Origin of the sequence: Devosia sp. LC5 (assembly GCF_000735585.1) — a bacterium.
Lineage (GTDB): Bacteria > Pseudomonadota > Alphaproteobacteria > Rhizobiales > Devosiaceae > Devosia.
Genome location: NZ_JNNO01000001.1, coordinates 94,797 through 117,002, shown reverse-complemented (window position 1 = coordinate 117,002; position 22,206 = coordinate 94,797). Strand labels below are relative to the sequence as shown.

The 22,206-nt window shown below is 63.0% G+C and carries 22 protein-coding genes; 17 read left to right on the top strand and 5 right to left on the bottom strand.

What is annotated here, in order from left to right; all coding sequences use genetic code 11:
* The first annotated feature begins 118 nt into the window (after positions 1-118).
* The 6 genes from FF80_RS00575 (at position 119) to FF80_RS00550 (ending at position 5,544) form a co-directional block, all read left to right on the top strand.
* Positions 119-1,159 carry an ABC transporter permease gene (locus FF80_RS00575; RefSeq protein ID WP_081917110.1) on the top strand — a complete coding sequence of 347 codons (1,041 nt, stop codon included), beginning with the start codon at positions 119-121 and terminating at the stop codon, positions 1,157-1,159.
* Positions 1,156-2,004: an ABC transporter permease gene (locus FF80_RS00570; RefSeq protein WP_035096740.1), complete on the top strand. Its 849-nt coding sequence runs from the start codon at positions 1,156-1,158 to the stop codon at positions 2,002-2,004. The genes FF80_RS00575 and FF80_RS00570 overlap by 4 nt, the downstream gene beginning before the upstream one ends.
* Positions 2,001-2,810, top strand: coding sequence for an ABC transporter ATP-binding protein (locus tag FF80_RS00565; RefSeq protein ID WP_035096739.1), 810 nt, complete (start codon positions 2,001-2,003; stop codon positions 2,808-2,810). The genes FF80_RS00570 and FF80_RS00565 overlap by 4 nt, the downstream gene beginning before the upstream one ends.
* The gene (locus tag FF80_RS00560; protein WP_035096737.1) at positions 2,807-3,553 is read left to right on the top strand and encodes an ATP-binding cassette domain-containing protein; all 747 of its coding nucleotides are present in this window, start codon (positions 2,807-2,809) and stop codon (positions 3,551-3,553) included. The genes FF80_RS00565 and FF80_RS00560 overlap by 4 nt, the downstream gene beginning before the upstream one ends.
* Before the next feature lie 11 nt (positions 3,554-3,564).
* Positions 3,565-4,356, top strand: a complete 792-nt coding sequence (locus FF80_RS00555) for a DUF1684 domain-containing protein (protein WP_035096736.1) — start codon at positions 3,565-3,567, stop codon at positions 4,354-4,356.
* A 183-nt stretch (positions 4,357-4,539) separates the two neighbouring features.
* Positions 4,540-5,544: a serine hydrolase gene (locus tag FF80_RS00550; RefSeq protein ID WP_035096735.1), complete on the top strand. Its 1,005-nt coding sequence runs from the start codon at positions 4,540-4,542 to the stop codon at positions 5,542-5,544.
* A 4-nt stretch (positions 5,545-5,548) separates the two neighbouring features.
* Here FF80_RS00550 and FF80_RS00545 read toward each other — a convergent pair whose 3' ends face one another.
* From FF80_RS00545 to tpiA, 4 genes are all read right to left on the bottom strand, one after another.
* Entirely contained in the window at positions 5,549-5,731 is a 183-nt protein-coding gene (locus FF80_RS00545; protein ID WP_035096734.1) for a DUF4169 family protein, read from the bottom strand.
* A gap of 8 nt (positions 5,732-5,739) precedes the next feature.
* Positions 5,740-7,368: a CTP synthase gene (locus FF80_RS00540; RefSeq protein WP_035096731.1), complete on the bottom strand. Its 1,629-nt coding sequence runs from the start codon at positions 7,366-7,368 to the stop codon at positions 5,740-5,742.
* A gap of 111 nt (positions 7,369-7,479) precedes the next feature.
* A complete protein-coding gene (secG, locus tag FF80_RS00535; RefSeq protein ID WP_035096729.1) occupies positions 7,480-7,998 on the bottom strand; it encodes a preprotein translocase subunit SecG in 519 nt (172 codons plus the stop codon).
* A gap of 110 nt (positions 7,999-8,108) precedes the next feature.
* On the bottom strand, positions 8,109-8,864 hold the full coding sequence (tpiA, locus tag FF80_RS00530) for a triose-phosphate isomerase (RefSeq protein WP_035096727.1): 756 nt from the start codon (positions 8,862-8,864) through the stop codon (positions 8,109-8,111).
* A 122-nt stretch (positions 8,865-8,986) separates the two neighbouring features.
* Here tpiA and FF80_RS00525 point away from each other — a divergent pair, with 122 nt between their 5' ends.
* From FF80_RS00525 to lexA, 8 genes are all read left to right on the top strand, one after another.
* Complete coding sequence (locus tag FF80_RS00525; RefSeq protein WP_035096725.1) at positions 8,987-10,861, top strand: peptidylprolyl isomerase; 1,875 nt, start codon at positions 8,987-8,989, stop codon at positions 10,859-10,861.
* Positions 10,862-10,892: 31 nt separating this feature from the next.
* A complete protein-coding gene (gene trpE / locus FF80_RS00520; RefSeq protein ID WP_035096724.1) occupies positions 10,893-12,401 on the top strand; it encodes an anthranilate synthase component I in 1,509 nt (502 codons plus the stop codon).
* Positions 12,402-12,554: 153 nt separating this feature from the next.
* Positions 12,555-13,154, top strand: coding sequence for an aminodeoxychorismate/anthranilate synthase component II (locus FF80_RS00515; RefSeq protein ID WP_035096723.1), 600 nt, complete (start codon positions 12,555-12,557; stop codon positions 13,152-13,154).
* Positions 13,151-14,173, top strand: a complete 1,023-nt coding sequence (gene trpD / locus FF80_RS00510; RefSeq protein ID WP_035096722.1) for an anthranilate phosphoribosyltransferase — start codon at positions 13,151-13,153, stop codon at positions 14,171-14,173. The genes FF80_RS00515 and trpD overlap by 4 nt, the downstream gene beginning before the upstream one ends.
* Entirely contained in the window at positions 14,170-14,982 is an 813-nt protein-coding gene (gene trpC / locus FF80_RS00505; protein ID WP_035096721.1) for an indole-3-glycerol phosphate synthase TrpC, read from the top strand. Before trpD ends, trpC begins: the two co-directional genes overlap by 4 nt.
* Positions 14,982-15,464, top strand: coding sequence for a cyclic pyranopterin monophosphate synthase MoaC (moaC, locus tag FF80_RS00500; RefSeq protein ID WP_035096720.1), 483 nt, complete (start codon positions 14,982-14,984; stop codon positions 15,462-15,464). The genes trpC and moaC overlap by 1 nt, the downstream gene beginning before the upstream one ends.
* Positions 15,461-16,663, top strand: a complete 1,203-nt coding sequence (gene glp / locus FF80_RS00495; protein ID WP_035096719.1) for a gephyrin-like molybdotransferase Glp — start codon at positions 15,461-15,463, stop codon at positions 16,661-16,663. Before moaC ends, glp begins: the two co-directional genes overlap by 4 nt.
* A gap of 108 nt (positions 16,664-16,771) precedes the next feature.
* A complete protein-coding gene (gene lexA, locus FF80_RS00490; protein ID WP_035096718.1) occupies positions 16,772-17,485 on the top strand; it encodes a transcriptional repressor LexA in 714 nt (237 codons plus the stop codon).
* 199 nt (positions 17,486-17,684) lie between these two features.
* On the opposite strand, the gene FF80_RS00485 is transcribed toward lexA, so the two are convergent.
* Entirely contained in the window at positions 17,685-19,481 is a 1,797-nt protein-coding gene (locus FF80_RS00485; RefSeq protein ID WP_035096717.1) for an IlvD/Edd family dehydratase, read from the bottom strand.
* Positions 19,482-19,782: 301 nt separating this feature from the next.
* Between FF80_RS00485 and FF80_RS00480 the strand changes: the two genes are divergently transcribed.
* From FF80_RS00480 to FF80_RS00470, 3 genes are read left to right on the top strand one after another with little or no spacing between them, the layout of a single operon-like run.
* Positions 19,783-20,703, top strand: coding sequence for a 2-dehydro-3-deoxygalactonokinase (locus FF80_RS00480; RefSeq protein WP_035096715.1), 921 nt, complete (start codon positions 19,783-19,785; stop codon positions 20,701-20,703).
* Positions 20,704-20,716: 13 nt separating this feature from the next.
* Positions 20,717-21,328, top strand: a complete 612-nt coding sequence (locus tag FF80_RS00475; RefSeq protein ID WP_035096712.1) for a 2-dehydro-3-deoxy-6-phosphogalactonate aldolase — start codon at positions 20,717-20,719, stop codon at positions 21,326-21,328.
* Positions 21,325-22,203 carry an SMP-30/gluconolactonase/LRE family protein gene (locus tag FF80_RS00470; RefSeq protein ID WP_035096711.1) on the top strand — a complete coding sequence of 293 codons (879 nt, stop codon included), beginning with the start codon at positions 21,325-21,327 and terminating at the stop codon, positions 22,201-22,203. The genes FF80_RS00475 and FF80_RS00470 overlap by 4 nt, the downstream gene beginning before the upstream one ends.
* The last annotated feature ends 3 nt before the right edge of the window (positions 22,204-22,206 follow it).

Here is a 22,206-nt window from a genome sequence, read left to right as displayed (position 1 = left end):
CTCGGGCTTGACCCGAGGGCCATTCCCAACCCGGCACAAGCGGCGAAGGACCCTCGGGGCGAGCTCGAGGGAGATGCGGTGGGGTAGCGGCTTCACGGCATCCGGCTTGGCAGCGGGTATGCGTAAACACCACGAACTCGTGTGGCCCGCCTCCTCCAAAACCGTTACCCTGCCCCAACTGACTCGGAGGCTCCCCATTCTCGCTTATACACTGCGCCGTCTGGTCATTCTCATCGCGTCCCTGCTGATCGCGGCTATCGTGCTGTTCGTCTTGTTGCGCCTGTTGCCGGGCGATCCGGCCAATGCCTTGCTCGGCGTCGGCGCTACTGAAGCGCAGATCGCGGCGGCCCGCAGCCAGGTCGGGTCCGACCAGCCGCTTTACACCCAATTCGTCTCCTTCATCGGCAATCTGGCCCGCTTTGACCTCGGCACATCCTTTGTCAGCCGCGCCTCCGTCGCCGGGGAAATCGGCAACCGCATGTCGGTCACGCTGCCGCTGACCTTTCTCGGCTTCCTGCTCGCTTTAGCCCTCGCTATTCCCCTCGGCATCATCGCCGCAGTCCGCTCCGACCGCTGGTATGGCGGGCTGATTTCCGTTGTGTCCCAACTCGGCATCGCCATTCCCGTCTTCTGGGTCGGAATCCTCTTGGTGACGCTTTTCGCCATCAATCTGCGCCTGCTGCCCTCGGGTGGCTTCCCCCTGCGCGGCTGGACCAATTTCGGCGAAGCCGCCGTGGCCATGATCCTGCCGGTCCTCACCATTGCCCTCGTCATGGCCGCCTCGGTGCTGCGCTATGTCCGCGCCGCCACGCTCGACGTGCTCGGCAGCGACTATTTGCGCACCGCCCGCGCCCTCGGCTCATCTTTCCCGCAGGCCCTGATCCGCCACGGCCTGCGCAACGGCGCCGTCCCGGTCATCTCCATTCTGGGCATTGAATTGGCCAGCACCTTCCTCGGCGCCGTCGTCATCGAACGCGTCTTCAGCCTCCCGGGCCTCGGCTCCATGCTGCTGCTCGCCATCCAGCAACGCGATTATCCAAACGTGCAGGGCGTACTCTTCGTCTCCACCCTCCTCGTCCTGCTGATTGGCTTTGCCGCCGACCTGCTGCAGCGCTTCATCGACCCGCGCCTGCGCGACCGTGGGGCCGGCACGCCATGACCACGCTCGACGTCATCAGCCCCAAGCGCCGCAGCCATGGCTCCGTCACCCTCTGGGCAGGCCTGGCCCTCGTGGGCCTTCACATTGCCATCGGCCTGCTCACCCTGGTCTGGACACCCTACGACCCCACCGGCATGAGCGGTGGACGCCTTGAAGCCCCATCATGGCTACACTGGGCGGGCACCGACCGGCTCGGCCGCGATTTCCTCACCCAGATCATGGTCGGCTCGCGCATAGCCCTCATCGTGGGCACCGGCGCCGTCGCCATCGGCGCGGCTCTCGGCGTCACCCTGGGAATCCTGGCCGCCTTCGCCAGCAAATTGCTCGATGACGCGCTCGCGGCCACCCTCGACATCCTCATCGCCTTCCCCACCCTGCTGATCGCCATGCTGGTGGTCGCCGCCAGCGACACGGCGAACCTGGCCTCCGCGATCATTGCCATCGGTATTGCGCTCTCAGCCATCGTCGCCCGGCTGACCCGCATTCTGGTCAAGCGCGTGCTGCTGATGGATTTCATCACCGCCGCCCGCACCTCTGGTTCGTCATGGCCAGCTATCGTCTTCGGCCATGTCCTGCCCAATATCTGGCCGACCCTGTCGGTCAATTTCGCCCTGCAATTCGGTCTCGCCGTCATTGCTGAAGCATCCTTGTCCTATCTCGGCCTCGGCGCCCCGCCGCCCAACGCCTCCTGGGGCCGCCTGCTGCAGGAGGCTCAGGGCACGGTCTACACCGCCCCCATCGGCGCCATCGCTCCCGGCATTGCGCTCGTCTCGCTGGTGATCGGCATCAATCTGCTCGCCGATGGCCTGCGCGACAGCATTGATCCCACAAGGCGCGCGCGATGAGTGCCCTGCTCGACATTGCCGGCCTGACAATCAAAACTGGCACCACCACGCTGGTCGAAAGCCTCAACCTGCGCATCGCCCCAGGCGAGCGGCTGGGCCTGATTGGCGAATCCGGCTCCGGCAAATCCCTCACCGCCATGGCCGCCACGGGCCTTTTGCCCCCCAGCATCAAGGCCACCGGCTCGGTCACCCTCGCCGGCCAGCAGATCATCGGCACGCCCGACCACCAGCTCAATCGCCTGCGCGGCACCGCGGTCGCCGTGGTGTTCCAGGAGCCGCTGACCGCGCTCGATCCACTCATGCGCATCGGCCGCCAGATCGCGGGGCCCCTGCAACGCCGCGCCGCCCGCGACGGCAATCCGCTCTCCGGCGCCGCGCTCGACAAAGCCATCTTCGACCTCATGGCCGACGTCGCCCTGCCCGATCCGCAACGCATTGCTCACGCCTATCCGCACGAAATCTCCGGCGGCCAGCGCCAGCGCGTGGCCATCGCCATGGCCCTGGCCTGCCGCCCCGATCTGTTGATTGCCGACGAGCCTACCACCGCGCTCGATGTCACCACCCAGGCCGAAATCCTGCGCCTGCTCGATAACCTCGTCCGCCAGCGCAATATGGCCCTGCTCTTCATCAGCCACGATCTCCCCGTCGTCGCCAGCATTGTCGATCGTGTCGCCGTGCTGCGTCGCGGCGTCATCGTGGAAACTGGCCCCGTGGCCGAAATCTTTGCCCGCCCGCAACACGACTACACCGCCACCCTCGTCGCCGCCGCCCACGCCTTCGACGCCGCTTTGGGAGAGCAACCATGAGCCTCCTCAGCGTCCAAGACGTCACCTTCAGCTACAATGCCAGCAAACGCGTACTCGACGGCGTTTCCCTCACCATCGAGCCCGGCGACAGCATTGGCCTGGTCGGTGAATCCGGTTCCGGCAAAACCACCCTCCTGCGCCTATTGCTCGGCCTCACCCGCCCCTCCAGCGGCAGCATCACCTTCAACGGCACCCCGCTCGATCCGCGCAGCGCCCGCTTCATGCGCGACTATCGCCGCCAGGTACAGGTGGTTTTCCAGGACCCCTATTCGTCACTCGACCCACGCCAGGCCGTGCTTTCCATCGTCTCCGAGCCCCTGCGCGCCCTGCGCATTCCCGGCGACCACCGCCAGATGGTGTCCGACGCCCTGGCCTCAGTCGGCCTCGAACGCAATATCCTGGGCCGTTACCCGCACGAATTCTCCGGCGGCCAGCGCCAGCGTATCGCCATCGCCCGCGCCATCGTCGCCGGCCCCAGCCTGCTCCTGGCCGACGAAGCCGTCAGCGCGCTTGATCTCTCCACCCGCATCCGTATCGTCGACCTGCTCAAAAGCCTGAGCGAGCAGATGACCCTGGTCTTTGTCTCGCACGATCTGGGCGTCGTCGCCGCCCTCTGCCAAAAGATCGTCATTCTCGAAAAAGGCCGGATCGTTGAAGCCGGCGCCACCGCCTCTATTCTTGCCAATCCGCAACACCCATATACCCAGCGGCTGCTTAGTAGCGTGCCGCGCATGCCCGCCTGAAGGAATTTGCCATGTCCGATTATCTCGCCGCCCTCGACGCCTGGAAGGCCAAGCGCCTCGCCAATCTCACCGCGCCCGATGGCTGGCTCAACATTATCGGCCGCTTCTGGCTGGCCGAAGGCACGGTCACCGTCGGCAGTGCAGAGGATAATGACATCGTCCTCTCGGCCGGTCCTGCCCGTGTCGGCGCGATCACTCAGGACGCCGGCGGCAAGGTCACCTATACCCCCGCCGATGGCGGTGCCCTCCAGGCCATCAAGCTCGACAAGCACCATCCGCCACGCTTCACCGCCGGCTCGCTACTGCTCGAAATCACCACGCTCAATGGCGAAAATGCCCTGCGGGTGCGTGACACCGCCTCGCCCGCGCCTGCCCGCTTCCCTGGCATCGATTATTTCCCGGCCCGGCCCGAATGGCGCATCGTGGCCGATTGGGTCCCCTTCGCCACCCCCAAGGGCATGACGGTGGACACCACCAAATCCATCCCCACCGATATCGAAGCCACCCACAAGGCCGTCTTCACCCATGACGGCAAGACCTACGAGCTGATCGCCACCCATGGTACGCCGCAATCGCCCCAATTCGTGCTGCGCGACCCGACCTCCAAGGATTCCACCTATCCCGCCTCTCGATTCCTTTATGGCGAGGAGGTCACCGACAAAACCATCGTGCTCGACTTCAACAAGGCCATCAATCCGCCCTGCGCCTTCACCGAACACGCCGTCTGCCCGCTGCCGCCCCCCGAAAACGTGCTGCCGTTCCGCATTGAGGCGGGCGAAAAGCGGTTGAGGGACAGCCACTAGCGCGCAGCCGGCCACGACGTCGTCCTTGAGAGGAGGGATTGAGGGTGGGATCACCTGCCCGCAACCATCCGTCGGATGCGAACAGTATCGTGATATCGGCGCCACAATCATGCACCTGCTGGTCGGTAGATTTTTCACGTCCTCGAAACAGGATTTCGTCGCCCCATCTCGGAAGGATTGCCGATGATATTCCTCAGCCTGGCCCTCGCCATCTCGATGCTCCTCGTCTCACCTGTTTTCGCGCAGGATTCGACGCCTCTGCTGGCTGAAGTCCTTGAGGACGCCGAGCGGCTTGAGCCGCTGGAGACGGTAATCGTCGCGCAAAACGGCGAGATCATTGCCGAGCGGGGCTATAACGGCCACGGGCTGGACGCGCCGACGAACATAAAATCGGCATCAAAAACAATCATTTCGGCCCTGGTTGGCATCGCCATCGAGAAGGGCATTCTGGACGGCGCCGACCAGAAGATTGCGCCAATCCTGCGCGATGATCTGCCCTCCAATGCCGATGCCCGCATTGAGGACATCACCATCGGCGACCTGCTCACCATGCGGGCGGGGCTCGAACCTACCTCCGGGGTGAATTATGGCCGCTGGGTCGCCAGCGATAATTGGGTCCGCGCCGCCCTTTCCCGCCCCTTTGTCGATGATCCGGGCGCCGGCATGCTTTATTCGACCGGCTCCAGCCATTTGCTGTCAGCCATCCTCACCCAGCAAACCGGCCGCTCTACTCTGGCAAATGCCCGCGAATGGCTTGGCGTCGTCCCCGGCTTCGCCATCGCCAGTTGGGATCGCGATCCGCAAGGCATTTATCTGGGCGGCAACCAGATGGCCATGCCCCCGCGCTCCCTGCTGGCCTTTGGCGAGCTCTATCGCAGCGGCGGTCTCGCCCCCGATGGTACGCGCGTCATCTCGCAAGCCTGGATCGAGCAATCCTGGTCCCCGCATACGCGATCCATCCGGACCGGCGACAGCTACGGCTATGGCTGGTTCTTGCGTAATATCGGTGGTGAAGACACCCGCTTTGCCTGGGGTTTCGGCGGCCAGATGCTCTATATCGTGCCGGCGCTGGATCTGACCGTCGTGATGACATCGGACGAAACCACGGGCGCGGCAAATACCGGCCACCGCGACGATCTGCATGACCTGCTGGCCGAAATCATCGCCGCGATCCGCGACGCGAAATAGGGGCTTATTCGTCCTCGCCCCGCTTGTGGGCATCGGTCCGCTTATCCACCAGCGCCTTCTCGGCCTCGGCCAAGGTCTTCTCGGCCTTGGTGCGTCCGAACTTGACGCGATTCTCCGCCGCCCGCGTATCCTTGGCGACGCGGGCCTTGGCCTTGCGGGCTTTGGATAGCGAGACGATCTCGGCCATGGCCTGCTCTAAACCAGCCGGCTCTGATCCATCGCCGCCGCAATGAAGCTGGCAAACAGCGGATGTGGCTCGAACGGCTTGGATTTCAGCTCCGGATGGAACTGCACGCCGATGAACCATGGATGGTCCGTGCGTTCGACAATCTCGGGCAGTTTGCCATCGGGCGAGACGCCTGAGAACAGCAGGCCATTCTTTTCGAGCAGCTTGCGATAGTCCATGTTGACTTCGTAGCGGTGGCGATGGCGCTCCGAAATGCGGGTCGAGCCGTAAATATCGGCTACACGGCTGCCGCGCGTCAATTGCGCCGGATAGGCGCCGAGCCGCATCGTGCCGCCCAGATCGCCCTCGGAACCGCGCTTTTCGGTGTCATTGCCCTTCACCCACTCGGTCATCATGCCCACAATTGGCTCCTTGGTCGGGCCGAACTCGGTGGATGAGGCATTCTTGATGCCGGCGGTGTTGCGGGCCGCTTCGACGCAAGCCATCTGCATGCCAAAACAAATGCCGAAATAGGGCACATCCTTGACGCGGGCGAAGCGCGCCGCCTCGATCTTGCCGGCCGAACCGCGCTCGCCGAATCCGCCGGGCACCAGAATGCCGTGCACATGCTCGAGATATGGCGCCGGATCGTCGCGCTCGAAGACCTCGCTATCGATCCATTGCAGGTTGACCTTGACCTTGTTGGCAATGCCGCCATGGGCCAGCGCTTCGCTCAGCGACTTATAGGCATCCTTGAGGCCGGTATATTTGCCCACAATGGCGATATTGACCTCGCCTTCCGGATTGTGGAGGCGGGCAGAAACATCTTCCCAGGCCTTGAGGTCCGGTGCCGGCGCATCGGTGATACCGAAGGCAGCCAGAATTTCGCGATCCAGCCCTTCCTTGTGATAGGCCAGCGGCACATCATAGATGGAAGCGACGTCGAGCCCCTGAATGACGGCGCTTTCACGCACGTTACAGAACAGGCTGAGCTTCTTCTTCTCGCCCTCGGGGATCGGGCGATCACAGCGCACCAGCAGCACATCCGGCGCAATGCCGATGGAGCGCAGTTCGCGCACCGAATGCTGGGTCGGCTTGGTCTTGAGCTCACCGGCCGAGGGAATATAGGGCATCAGCGTCAGGTGCAGATAGCAGGCATGGCCGCGCGGCAGATCGTTGCCGAGCTGGCGGATCGCCTCGAAGAACGGCAGGCCCTCGATATCGCCGACCGTGCCACCGACTTCGACCAGCACGAAATCGAACTCGTCATTGCCTTCGATGACGAAATTCTTGATCGCGTCGGTGACGTGCGGGATGACCTGAACAGTCGCGCCGAGATACTCGCCCTTGCGCTCCTTGGCCAGGATATCGGAATAGATGCGGCCGGTGGTAATGTTGTCGCGCTTGTTGGCCGCCCGGCCGGTGAAGCGCTCATAATGGCCCAGATCGAGATCCGTCTCGGCGCCGTCGTCGGTGACGAACACCTCACCGTGCTGGGTGGGCGACATCGTGCCGGGATCCACATTGAGGTAGGGGTCAAGTTTGCGCAACCGCACCTTGTAGCCGCGCGCTTGCAGGACTGCGCCAAGCGCCGCCGATGCAAGACCTTTACCCAATGAGGAGACCACGCCTCCGGTGATGAATACGTACCGAGCCATGGGCGTTCACCTTAATCACATCGTCGTCGATTCGTAGAGCCTGTGTGCGGCTCTACACAAAAAGAAGAAGGGGATGTTTCCATCCCCCTCTGCCGTTGCGCCTTGCGGCGGTTAGTTGGTCGCCGGAGCGGCCGGTGTTTGCGTCGACGTCTCCGCCGGAGCCTGCGGCACCGGCAGGTCGCTATTGGCGGCCGGGGCAGTCGTCGCAGTGGTGTCAGTGGCGGGGGCCATAGTGCCGATATCCTCGGTCACCGGGTCGGAGCCAGCGGGGGCCGCCGGGTCGGTTGCCGGAACCGGCAGATCGGAGGTGGTGCCGCCCTGAAGCGAATTGAGTGCATCAAGCACGCTGGTCGGCGCGGCCTGATCGGTACCTTGCACTGCGCGTTCGAGAATGCCCGACGTGCCGCGATCCAATTCGCTGAGAACGGTCAGCCCGATCGCGGTGGCAAAAAACAGTGTCGCCAGAATCGCCGTGGTCCGGGTCAAAAGGTTGGCCGAGCCGCGGGCGGTCATAAAGCCGCCGCTGCCACCGCCAATGCCCAGCGCACCGCCCTCAGAGCGCTGCAGCAGGATCACCGCGATCAGCGCCAGGACGATCAGCAAATAGGCAACAATCAGGACGTTCGCCATCGTGTCTCAGTTTCAGGTCGTGTCAAAAGATGGCGCGTCTTACACGCCTCGTGCCGCAATTGCCAGAGGCCGGGCGGAATTTCCAGCCGGCCTCTGCCGTCTCGCGCTTGTTATACGGCGGAGATAATGGTGTAGAAGTCCTTTGCCAAGAGGCTGGCGCCCCCGACAAGCCCGCCATTGACGTTTTCGATGGCCAGGATTTCCCGCGCATTCTGCGGCTTGAGCGAGCCGCCATAGAGAATGCGGATGGCGACGCCCTTGTCCCCGAACCGGTCGGCCAGAATGGTGCGGATGCGATTATGCATCTGTGCGATTTCTTCGCTGGTCGGTGTGCGGCCGGTGCCGATCGCCCAGACCGGCTCATAGGCGACGATCACCTCGTGTTGACCGGCATGATCGGGAATCGATCCGGCAAGCTGGGTGGCGACGACGGTTTCGGCCTCACCGCTGTCGCGCTCAGCCTCGGTTTCGCCCACGCAGATGATCGGCTTGAGCCCGGCGCCGATCGCCGCTTCAGCCTTGGCGCGAACAGTGGCGTCGGTTTCGGCATAGGCGGCGCGGCGCTCGGAATGGCCAACGATGACATATTGCGCGCCCGCATCGGCCAGCATTCCGGCCGCAATATCCCCGGTATGGGCGCCGGAGGCAGCGGCATGGCAATCCTGGCCACCGGCCAGAATGCCGCTGCTGGCGCCCTGCCGCGCGACGGCTGCCAGAATTGTTGCAGGAGGACAGATGACCACGACGGCGCGGGGCGCCTCACCGGTTGTCAGCATATCCGCCAGGCTCTGGAGTTCGTCCAGCGACGCGCGAATGCCGTTCATTTTCCAATTGCCCGCGATCAGCGGCGTCAATGTCGTTGTCACTCTTAATACTCCTGCCTCTTGCACCAGAGCGGGCTTTGCCCTAACCCCGAACGTCAAATTGGATTACTAGTGCCCACCCGCTGCTGCGGTAAAGCCTAGATACGCGTTATGGAACGTCTGACATGCTCGATAGTTTGCGCGGTTTTGCAAAATCCTGGCCAGGTAAGGTCATGGGTGCTTTTCTTTTGGTGGGCGTTGCCGGGTTCGGCATCAACAATGTCATCACCGACCTTGGCACCAATACCGTAGCACGTGTCGGCAACGAGGAAATCAACTCGCGGGAATTCCTGCGTGCCTATCAGGATCAGATGAACCAGGTAGCCCAGCGGCTGGGGTCTGTCCCCACGCAGCAGGAAGCGGTGAGCCTGGGCATTCCCTCCATGGTGTTGCAGAGCCTGGCGCAGGACGCTGCCCTCAGCCAGATGGCGAATAATTTCGGGCTCGGCGTTTCCGAGCAGAAACTCAGCGAAATGCTGCGCGAGGATCCGTCTTTTGCCGGTACGCTCGGCACATTCGATCCCGCTGCCTTCTCGCAGGTGCTGCAGATGAGCGGGATGACCGAGGCTGAGTACTTTGCCGACCAGGCCAAGGCCGCCGAGCGCCAGCAATTGGTGCTGTCGCTGTTCGGCGACACCAAACTCTCCGCGACGGCCTCCAATCTGGTCAATCGCTACGCTGCCGACCAGCGCACCATGGACTATTTCGTCATTGGCAACACCAATATCGAAACCCCTGCTGCGCCGACCGAAGAAGAGCTGGCTGCCTATCTCACCGAGCACCAGGCCGAATACCGCACCGTGGAAACCCGCACCGTGCAGATGCTCGAGCTGTCGCCGGCGAGCTTGGCCAAGACCAAGACCATTTCCGACGAGGCCATCGCCGCCGAATATGAGCGCACCAAGGCCAGCCTCAACACGCCCGAAGCCCGCACCATCCAGCAGGTCGTACTCAATCCCGAGCAGGTCACGGCCTTCGAAGCCGGCCAGGTTGCGGGAACGCCCTTCGAGACTTTGGTGACCGATGCCGGCCTGACGCCGACCGATCTGGGCACGCTGGCCCAGTCCAACGTCACCGACGCTGCCCTTGCCAGCGCCGCTTTTGGGTTGCCGCAGGGTGGGTTTGCCATCATCGATGGCATTGGTGGCAAACGCGCCATCCACGTCTCGGCCATTCAGCCCGCTCGCGAGCCTACGCTGGCCGAGGCCCGCGATCAGATTGCGCAGAACCTGGCCCTGAGCGAAGCGCGCAATGAAGTGGCCGACGTTCTCGACCAGATCGAAGAATTGCGCGCCGCCTTCCAGCCGCTGACCGACATTGCCGCCCGTTTCAATCTCGACCTCTATGAGGCCGATGTGACCGCCGGGGGCGGCGAGCTTTCGGTCGTTCCGGACCTCAACGATACCGATCGTCCGCGTGTCGCCCAGGCGATATTCAAGGCCGAGGAAGGCAAACTGACTCCGGCTATTCAGCTGGCCGGGAGTGCCAATCTGTGGTTCGACCTGGTCAAGATCGAACCGTCCCGTGACCAGACGCTCGACGAAGTGCGCGAGCAGGTAACGGCCGCGATTACGACCGAGCGCAGCAATGCCGCCATTGCAGAAGCTCAGGATGCTGCCGTGAAGCGCCTCGACGCCGGCGAAGCGATTGCCGATGTGGCCGCTTCACTTGGGGTATTCCCGCAACTGAGTACCCAGTTTACCCGCTTCGGTTCAGAAGACCAGACGATCGACCAGACCGTTGCCTCGGCCGCCTTTGCAGGCGGCGAGACCCACCATGGTGCTGCAGTCAGCAATAGCGGTGAGCATATCGTGTTCCAGGTCACCGCTGTGACGCCGGCCGAAGGCGGCCTGGCCGAACAGGCCAATGCGAGCCTCGAAAACGAAGTGCGGATCGGCATCTATGGCGATTTCGTAACCGCGGTGCGCGACGAAGCCGGCCTGCGCATCAATGAGCAGGCCCTGCAGCAATCGCTTTCTCTCCTCACCGGCGCGCAATAGCGCCGGCCCAACCCAACTGGAACACCTGACGATGGGCGACGATTCCTACCAGCGCTTTGCCGAGCAATACGAAGCCGGGAAATCGCAGATCGTCTGGCGTCGCATCGTGGCCGACCTCGAAACGCCGATCGGCACCTATCTCAAGCTGGCGCAGGACCGCACCAACACTTTCCTGTTCGAATCAGTGCAGGACGGGGCCATTCGCGGCCGCTATTCCATTATCGGCCTGCTGCCGGATGTCATTCTCAAGGTCGAGAACGGCCAGGCCTCCATCAATCGTATGGCCCAGCTCGATCCGGACCATTACGAGCCGCTGAGCGAAGCGCCGCTCGATGCGCTGCGTACCCTGGTAGCCGACAGCAAGATCGATGTTCCCGCCGGCCTGCCCCCGCAATCGGCCGGCATCTATGGCTTTTTGGGCTATGAGATGGTCCGCTACATGGAGGTGCTCCCCAACAGCAATCCGGACCATCTGGAACTTCCCGAAGCGACCTTGATGCGCCCCTCGCTGTTGGCCATCTTCGATACGCTCAAGGACGAGCTTTACTTGACTGCCCCGATCTTCGTGCGGGATGGTGTCACGGCCCGCCAGGCTCATGAGGCAGCCGAGGCGCGCATCGAAGAGGCCATTGCCCGCCTGGGTCGCGCTTTGCCCACCACAGCCGCCCTGCCCGACCTCGAGAGCATTGCCGTCACCAGTAATACCAGCCGCGAAGAGTATTTCGCGATGGTGGCCAAGGCCAAGGACTACATCACAGCCGGCGATATCTTCCAGGTCGTGCTGAGCCAGCGTTTCGAGGCCGAATTCACCCTGCCCGCTACCGCGCTCTACCGCGCGCTGCGCCGCACCAATCCCAGCCCCTATATGTATTTCCTCGATTTCGGCGGCTTTGCCATTGCCGGTTCGAGCCCGGAAGTGCTGGTGCGCGTGCAGGATGGCGAGGTCACCATCCGCCCCATTGCAGGTACCCGCAAGCGCGGCGCCACCCCGACGCGCGATCAGGAACTGGCAGCGGAACTGCTTGCCGACCCGAAAGAGCTGGCCGAGCATCTGATGCTGCTCGACCTGGGCCGTAATGATGTGGGCCGTGTCGCCAAGATCGGCACCGTCAAGGTCACCGACAAGTTCTTCCTCGAATTCTATTCCCACGTCATGCACATCGTTTCCAACGTGGTTGGCGTGCTCGATCCCAAATACGATTTCGTCGATGCCCTCTCGGCCGGTTTCCCGGCCGGCACCGTCTCGGGCGCTCCCAAAGTGCGCGCCATGGAAATCATCGACGAGCTGGAAAAGTCCCGCCGCGGCATCTATGGCGGTTGCGTCGGCTATTTCAGCGCCGATGGCACCATGGATACCTGCATCGTACTCCGCACCGCCATCGTCAAGGATGGCAAGCTCTATGCCCAGGCCGGCGCCGGCATCGTGGCCGACAGCAAGCCCGAACTCGAACAGCTCGAATGCGAAAACAAGGCCCGCGCCCTTTTCAGCGCCGCCGAGGAAGCGTTACGCTATGCCGGCGAGGCGAGGATCGGGCAATGACGGGTCTAACTACATACTTGTACACCCACGGTGTCATCCCCGCGAAGGCGAGGATCTCCGTTTTGCGATGGCGGGTCTGGTTCTGAAACAGGGGTTCCCGCTTTCGCGGGAATGACCCGGTGATGGAAACAAACCCACACAGGACCAAGCGAAATGACCCGCACTCTCGTCATCGATAACTACGACAGCTTCACCTACAATCTCGTCCACTTCCTGGGCGAGTTGGGTGCCGACGTCACCGTCTACCGCAACAACAAGATCACGCTCGACGAGATCGCTGCCATGGCGCCCGAGGCGATCGTGCTGTCCCCCGGACCCTGCACACCCAACGAAGCCGGCATTTGCCTGGCCGTAATCGACCGCTTCAAAAGCCAGATCCCGATCCTGGGCGTGTGTCTGGGGCATCAGGCCATCGGCCAGGCCATGGGCGGCGACGTGATCCGCGCGCCGCATCTGGTGCACGGCAAGACCAGCAAGATTCACCACGCCGGCAAGGGGCTGTTTCGGGGTCTGAATAACGACTTCGAGGCCACGCGTTATCACTCGCTAACCGTCAAGCCCGAAACCCTGCCGCAAACCCTGCAAATCACCGCCACCACCGATGACGGGCTGATCATGGGCATGCAGCACAAGACTCTCCCGGTCCATGGTGTGCAATTCCACCCCGAAAGCATCGCCTCGGAGAACGGACACGCTTTGCTGCAGAATTTCCTCAACATCGCCCGCGATTTCAACGGCCAGAGGGCTGCATGATGAATATCAAGCAGGCCCTCGCCAAGATTGCTGATCGGCGCGACCTGACCGGCGAGGAGATGCGCGGCGTCATGCGTATCGTCATGGCCGGCGAAGCCACAGCCAGCCAGATCGGCGCCTTCCTGATGGGCATGCGCGTCAAGGGAGAAACCGTGGTCGAGATCGCTGCAGCGGTCTCGATTCTGCGCGAGCAGATGGTCCCGGTCTCCGCGCCCGAACACGCCATCGACATCGTTGGCACCGGCGGCGACGGCGCCGGCACGCTCAATATTTCTACGGCCAGTGCCATCGTTGTGGCCGCATCGGGCGTTCCAGTGGCCAAGCATGGCAACCGCGCGTTATCGTCCAAATCCGGCGCATCGCAGGTGCTGGAAGCGCTCGGCGTCAAGCTCGACCTCAGCCCGGCTGAAATCGGCACCGCGATCGACAAGGCCGGCATCGGCTTCATGTTCGCGCCGATGCACCATCCGGCGATGAAGCATGTCGGTCCCTCGCGCACCGAGATCGGCACGCGTACGCTGTTCAACCTGCTGGGTCCCCAATCGAACCCGGCTGGGGTGCGGCGCTACCTGCTGGGGGTCTATGACGAGCAATGGGTGGAGCCCGTCGCGGCCGCACTTCTTGCCAACCGCGCCATCAAGGCCTGGGTCGTGCATGGCAGCGATGGCCTGGACGAAATCACCACGACCGGCCCGACGCATGTTGCCCAGATCGAAGGCGGGAGCCTCACCACATTCGAGATCACGCCGGAGCAATATGGCCTTCCGCGCGCCACGCTCGACGACCTGCGCGGCGGCGATCCGGCTGACAATGCGCGCGCTATGACTGCCTTACTCGATGGCGCCGCGGGCGCCTACCGTGATATTGTCCTGCTCAATAGTGCAGCGGCGCTCCTGATAGCGGACCGGGTCGATACGATAGACACCGGCATCGCCCTCGCGCGCGACGCCATCGATTCAGGCAAAGCCAAGCAAACCCTCGCCCGCCTCGTGGCGGTATCGAACGGACGAGACCAATGAGCGACATTCTCCAGCAGATCGAAGCCTATAAGCGCGAAGAAATCGCCGCGGCCAAAGCCATGCGCCCCTGGGCCGAAGTCGTGGCGCAAGCCCATGACCAGCCCGCGCCCCGCGGCTTCATCAGCGCCATCAAAACCAAGCGCAGCCAGGGCCAATATGCCCTGATTGCCGAGGTGAAGAAGGCCAGCCCCTCCAAGGGCCTGATCCGCCCCGATTTCAACCCCGCCGAAATCGCCCGTGCCTATGAAAGCGCAGGCGCCGCCTGCCTCTCCGTACTCACCGACCGCCCCTCCTTCCAAGGCTCGCCCAGCTATCTGATCGAGGCTCGCGCCGCCACCCGCCTGCCAGTGCTGCGCAAGGATTTCCTGTTCGAGACCTACCAAGTCGCCGAAGCCCGGGCCTGGGGCGCCGATTGCATCCTCGTCATCCTCGCCGCCATTGGCGACGACGTGGCCCGCTACCTGCTCGACGCCGCCGCCGAATGGGGCATGGATGCATTGGTGGAAGTCCACGACCAGCTCGAGCTCGACCGCGCTCTAGCTTTGGGCGCCGAATTCATCGGCATCAACAACCGCAATCTGCGCACTTTTGAAACGACGCTCGATACTTCGATCAATCTTGCAATCGGCGTGCCAAAAAACGTTCTCCTGGTCAGCGAAAGCGGCATTATGAGCCACGACCATGTGGTTAAGCTCGAACAAGAAGCCGGCATCGGCACCTTCCTCGTCGGCGAAAGCCTGATGCGCCAGGACGATGTGGCCGCGGCCACGCGCACCCTGCTGATGGGCGCGCCCGAGGCTGTCCGCTAATGGCTGAGGCCGGCCTCACCCATCTCAACGAACGCGGCGAAGCCCATATCGTCGATATCGGCGACAAGGCCTCCACCAAACGTCGCGCCGTTGCACAGGCGCGTGTGATTGCCCAACCGGCCACCGTCACCGCGATTCTGGGCGGGAGCCTCAAAAAAGGCGACGCCCTCGCCGTCGCCCGCATTGCCGGCATCATGGCTGCCAAAAAGACCTCCGAATTGATCCCGCTCTGTCACCCGATCCCGCTCACCAAGGTCAGTGTCGAGATCTCAGCTGAGAGTGACACCACGATCCGGATCGAAGCCACCGCCGAAACCACCGGTCAGACTGGCGTCGAAATGGAAGCCCTCGTCGCCGCCTCCACCGCTGCGCTGACGCTCTATGATATGGCCAAGGCAATCGACCGCGCCATTGTGGTGACCGACATTTGTGTCCTCGAAAAGTCCGGCGGCAAATCCGGCGATTTTACGCGCACACCATGAGCCTCCTCCCCGTCGAAGACGCCATCGCCGCCATCCTCGCGCGCGTACCTGCCGTCCGCCCCGAAAGCGTCGCCCTGGCCGATGCGAATGGCCGCGTGCTGGCGCAAACGCTCTTTGCCACCCATGACCAGCCGCCCTTTAACGCCAGCGCCATGGATGGCTACGCCGTCCGCGCCGCCGATATCGTTCCGGGCCATCGCCTGACATTGATTGGTATGTCGCAAGCCGGTTCCGGATTCCAAGGCGCCGTGGCTGCAGGCCAATGCGTCCGCATCTTCACCGGCGCTCCGGTTCCGCCCGGCGCCGACGCCGTCATCATGCAGGAAGAGGCCACGGTAAACGGCAATCTGGTGAGCTTTACCGAACAGCCCAAACCCGGCCGGAGCATCCGCGCCATTGGCAACGACTTTGCCACCGGCGGAGCCCTGATCGAGGCCGGCGCCCGTATGGGCCCAATGCAGCTCGCCGTGGCCGCTGCAGCCAATGCCCCCACGCTCCATGTCGCCGCGCGCCCCCGCATCGCCCTCCTTTCCACCGGCGATGAACTGGTACTCCCCGGCTCGCCCCTCGCGCCCGACCAGATCGTCGCCTCCAACAGTTTCGGCCTGGCACCCATGCTTGCGCCTTATGCCGCTGAGGTGACCGACCACGGCATTGCCCGCGACGACCGCGCCGCCCTGCGCACCAGGCTAGAATCAATCTTCGCCGCCCAACCCGATGTCCTGATCACTACCGGTGGCGCCAGCGTGGGCGATCACGACATCGTTCAGGAAATCCTGCTCGAACTCGGCGTGACGCTCGATTTCTGGCGCATCAACATGCGCCCCGGCAAACCGCTGATGTTCGGCACCCATGGCAAGACGCTGATTTTCGGACTGCCCGGCAATCCAGTTTCGGCGATGGTCACCGCCACGGTCTTCATCAAGCCGGCTTTGCGCCAATGGCTCGGCTATGCCGAACAGCCCAGCTGGCGCCTGCCTTTGGCCGGCCCCACGCCGCCCAACTCCGCCCGCCGGCATTTCATGCGTGCTCAGCTGGTACACACGCCTACGGGGCCCGAGTTGATGCCGATCTCCCAGACCGACAGCGGCCATACCTCGTCCCTGTCAAACGCTGATATGCTGATCATCCAGCCAGAATTCGACCCCGGCGCCCAAGCCGGCTCGATTGTCGAATCCATCCAGATCGACGGTTTTTGACTGTCGAGCCAAGAAAATCGCGATGGGCGCGCTAGAGATATTGCGGAACATAACTGGAACACGTATAGTCGTTCTGCCTATGTTCCGAATCCCTGTGGAGGGCCGTTAATGCTGACGCGCAAACAACACGAGCTGCTGATGTTCATCCACGAACGGATGAAGGAAAGCGGCATTCCCCCATCATTCGATGAAATGAAGGACGCTCTCGACCTGGCGTCCAAATCCGGCATTCACCGCCTGATTACCGCGCTGGAAGAGCGCGGCTTTATCCGCCGCCTGCCCAATCGGGCCCGGGCGCTCGAAGTGGTCAAGCTCCCCGATTCGATGAACCCCTCGCTTGGCGGCCGCAAGGCGCGTTTCGAGCCTTCCGTCATCGAGGGCACGCTGGGCAAGGTGTCCAATCCGCCGGCCCGCAAGTCGGTTGGTGAGGATTACGCCCGCCCGATTTCGATTCCCGTCATGGGCCGTATCGCGGCCGGTACGCCGATCGAAGCGATCCAGACCCACTCCCATACCATCATGGTGCCCCCAGAAATGCTGGGTGCCGGCGAGCATTACGCGCTTGAAGTGCGCGGCGATTCGATGATCGAGGCCGGCATTTTCGATGGCGACACGGTCCTGATCAAGAAACAGGAATCGGCCAGCACGGGCGAAATTATCGTCGCCCTTGTCGATGACGAGGAAGCCACCCTCAAGCGCCTGCGCCGCAAGGGCAACACCGTCGCCCTCGAAGCCGCAAATCCAGCCTACGAAACCCGGATTTTTCCACCTGACCGCGTCAAGGTTCAGGGGCGCCTTGTCGGCCTGTTGCGGAAGTACTGAACGAAAAAAGGGCCGCTCTATTGAGCGGCCCTTTTGATTTGTCGCGGTCCACCGAGCCTCCCTTCTCCCCTCGTGGGACTTCGAGCCGGCCGAAGGCAAAATCGCTCCGGTGGAGCGATTTTAGGAGAGAAGGCCATGAGAGCTATGCTCGAATGGCTGAGTGCCCGAAGGGCGGATGAAGGGCCTGCGCCCCAGCCTTCTAGTGGTTATCCCGCGGAACCCCATTGGTCTGGGCGATGCGCTGGTACTTCTCGGCAGGCTTCAGGATAGCGCCATCGCCGAGCTGGCCGACGATGCCGCGCTGGATTTCCTGCCAAGGCGTCTGATGCTTGGGATATTTGTACCCACCCATCGATTCCAGATCCGCGCGGCGCGTCGCGATTTCCTCGTCGGAAATCAGGATATTGGCTGTGCCCGTATTGAGGTCGATACGCACCCGGTCGCCGGTGCGCAGGATGGCAAGATTGCCACCAGCAGCCGCTTCGGGCGAGGCATTGAGGATCGAGGGCGAACCCGAGGTGCCCGACTGGCGGCCATCGCCGATACAGGCCAGCGCGTGAATGCCCTTCTTGATCAGGTAATCCGGCGGCCGCATGTTGACGACTTCCGCCGCGCCCGGATAGCCGATCGGGCCCGCGCCACGCATGAACAGCAGAGTGTTTTCGTCAATCTCAAGCGATGGATCGTCGATCCGGTGGTGGTAATCCTCCGGCCCATCGAACACCACAGCCTTGCCCTCGAACGCACCGGGACTGGCGGGATTGTTGAGATAACGATCGCGGAATTCGGAAGAAATCACGCTGGTCTTCATGATGGCATTGTCGAACAGATTGCCACGCAGCACCAGGAACCCGGCTTCGGCCTTGAGCGGATTGTCGAAGGGCCGGATAACCTTGTCGTCCTGGATCGTGCTGTTGCGGCAGTTCTCGCCGATGGTCTTGCCATTGACGGTCGGGGCATTCTCGCGGATCAGGCCCTGGCCCATCAGCTCGTGGACCACTGCCGGCACGCCGCCGGCATGGTAGAAGTCCTCGCCCAGATATTCGCCGGCCGGCTGCATGTTGACCAGCAGCGGCACCTTGTGGCCATAGGTCTGGAAATCCTGCAGTTCCAGCTCGACGCCGATATGTTTGGCGATGGCCTGGATATGGATCGGGGCATTGGTCGAACCGCCGATGGCCGAATTGACCACGATGGTATTGATGAAGTTATCCTTGGTCAGGATATCAGAGGGTTTGAGATCCTCGTGCACCATGTCCACGATGCGCTTGCCGGTGCGGTAAGCCATTTCCTGGCGATCGCGATACGGCGCAGGAATGGCCGCCGAACCGGGCAGTTGCATGCCCAGCGATTCCGCCAGCGAGTTCATCGTGCTCGCGGTGCCCATGGTGTTGCAGAAGCCGGTCGAGGGCGCCGAAGACGCCACCAGCTCGATGAACTGGGCATAGTCGATCTCGCCGGCCGCCATCATCTGGCGCGCCTTCCACACAATGGTGCCCGAGCCGGTGCGCTCGCCCTTGTGCCAGCCATTGAGCATCGGCCCGACCGACAGCGCAATCGCCGGAATATTGACCGTGGCGGCGCCCATCAGCATGGCCGGGGTGGTCTTGTCGCACCCAATGGTCAGCACCACGCCGTCCAGCGGATAGCCGTAAAGCACTTCGACCAGGCCCAGATAGGCGAGATTCCGGTCGAGCCCGGCGGTGGGGCGCTTGCCGGTTTCCTGGATCGGATGCACGGGGAATTCGATGGCAATGCCGCCCGCTTCGCGGATGCCTTCGCGTACGCGCTCGGCCAGCACGATGTGGTGGCGGTTGCACGGCGAAAGATCGGAACCCGTCTGCGCGATACCGATGATCGGCTTGTCCGATTGCAGCTCTTCGCGCGACACGCCAAAGTTCATGTAACGCTCGAGATAAAGCGCGGTCATGTCTGGATTGTCGGGATTATCGAACCAAGCGCGCGAACGCAGCTTCTGGGGCTTGCTGGCAGTCATTTCCTCATACCTCACTGTCCGCGCTGGCGGATCGTGCCTCAACGATTGCAGCTTTCTAGCATGCCCGTGCCGAGAGTGAATGGAATTCTGCCAAAAAATCATACTTTTTAGAGGCGCGCAAAAAAGCGCTGTGCAATGTTCCAAAACGCGTCTGCTCGCTTACCAAATGAGGAGACGAAGACATGGGACTTGGGCCCTTGTTCTGTCGCGCCAGAAGCCGCAGATTCTTGCTGGCTCCACCGGCGCTCTACGATTAGGGTCGCCCCGCCGGGATAAGGCAAGCGGCCCAGGGGGAGTGACTTTGACTGACATCGTGGATTGGGTCGCCGTCGATTGGGGCACCTCGAACTTGCGCGCCTGGGGCATTGCCACCGATGGCGCGGTGACATTTTCGCGTAATTCCCCCAAGGGCATGGGCAAGCTGACGCGCGAGGACTACCCCGCCGCGCTGAGCGAGTTGCTTGATGGGGTCGCCAGCACACGCGGCGGCGCTATTGATGTGCTGGTCTGCGGCATGGCTGGCGCTCGCCAGGGATGGCTCGAAGCGCCCTATCTCGAGGCCCCCACCGATCTGCGCCATTTGCTGGCCGGCGCCGTGCAGCCCGCCATGCCCAATGGCCGCTTCGCGGTCTCGATTCTGCCCGGCGTCTGCCAGAAGAACGGCGCCGACAATGTGATGCGGGGTGAAGAAACCCAGTTGCTGGGCCTGGCCTCGTTGCGGCCCGGCTATACCGGCGTTGTCTGCATGCCCGGCACGCATTCCAAATGGGCCCAGCTCAACGGCACTCGCATTGATCGTTTCGCCACCGCCATGACCGGCGAATTGTTCGAAATCCTCAGTACCCATTCGGTGCTGCGCCATTCCCTCAATGGCAGTCTCGATGGCCCCGGCCGCGCTGCAGGCTTTGCCGCGGGCGCGGAGGCAGGCCTTGAGCGCCCGCAGGAATTGCTCGGCCAATTGTTTCAGGTGCGCGCCGGCTCGCTTCTCTCCGGTCGCGCGCCCGATTGGTGTGCCGGCTTCCTGTCCGGCCTATTGATCGGCACAGAGGTCGGCAGCAATCGTCATCTGATCGGTGCCGAACCTGTGCCATTGATCGGCTCGGCCGCACTTTGCGCGCTTTATGCCGATGTGCTGGCCAAAACCGGCGCCACCGGCATCCCAATCGACGCTACAGATGTGGTACTGGCAGGCCTCAAGGCGGCCCGCAGTACCATCGCCTGACCGGAGTTATCCCATGAATCACCGTCACATCATCGCCATCCTGCGCGGCATCACACCGCCCGAAACCGTTGCCGTCTGCGAGGCGCTGGTCGCCGCCGGGATCACCATGATCGAGGTGCCGCTCAATTCCCCCGATGCGCTGACCAGCATTGCGCTGGCCTCCAACGCCCTGGGCGACAAGGCGGCCATTGGCGCGGGCACCGTGCTCACCAAGAAGCAGGTCTGGGCCGTGGCCGATGCGGGAGGCACGTTCATCGTTTCGCCCAACACCAATAAGGCTGTGATCGAAGAGACGGTCCGCATCCAGATGCTCTCCTATCCCGGCGTGTTCACCCCCACCGAAGCCTTCCGCGCCATCAAGGCGGGCGCCACCGGGCTCAAATTCTTTCCTGCCGAAGTGCTGGGCGCCAAGGGCATCAAGGCGATCAAGGCTGTACTGCCGCCGGAAATGCCGGTCTATGCGGTTGGTGGAGCCAATCCCGACAATTTCAGCGAGTTCTTCGCTGCCGGCTGCACCGGCTTTGGCCTGGGCACCTATATCTACAAGCCCGGCATGGACGTGGCGCAGGTCGCCGAACGCGCCGCCATCGCCGTCGCCGCCTATGACAAGGGCCTGGCCCAATGACGCAGACGGCTAAACTCCTGCTCGACAGCCAATGCGCTCTGGGCGAAGGCCCCATCTGGCATCCCGGTCGCCAACAGCTCTTCTTCTTCGACATCAACGAGCAGACATTGTTTGCCGTTACCTCCGCAGGTGAAATCGCCGACAGTTGGCTGTTCAACGAGATCGTGGCTGCCGCGGCCATTGTCGATGACCACACGCTGGTGCTGGCCACCGAAACCGGCCTCAAACAGTTCGATCTGGCCACCGGCGGCATGAACCGCATCAACGAGATCGAGGCCGATAACGCGCTGACCCGCACCAATGACAGCCGCGTACATCCCTCCGGAGCGTTCTGGATCGGTACGATGGCCAAGGGCGAAGCGGAATCCCCGATCGGCGCGGTCTATCACTATCGCAATGGCGCCCTGACAACGCTCAAATCCGGGATCAAGATTCCCAATGCCACCTGCTTTTCACCTGACGGCAGTATCGCCTATTGGTCCGACACGCCGACCAAAAAGATCATGCAATGCCCCACCGATCCGGCGACCGGCTTGCCGACTGGCGAATGGACCCTGTTTGCCGACGTCTCGGATCATCGCGGCTATCCTGATGGTGCGGTGGTCGATAGCGAGGGCTATCTGTGGAACGCCCGCTGGGGTGGCTCCTGCGTCGTCCGCCACGCGCCCGACGGCTCGGTGGACCGGGTCATCGAGGTCCCCGTCAGCCAGGTCACCTGCCCTGCTTTCGGCGGCCCCGATCTGAAAACGCTGTTCATCACCACGGCCAACAAGAATCTCAGCGCCGAACAGCTTGCCGCCGAGAAAGTTGCCGGCGGCCTGTTTGCCATTGCCGTCGATGTCGCCGGCCTTCCTGAAACTCCAATTGCCCTTTAGAGC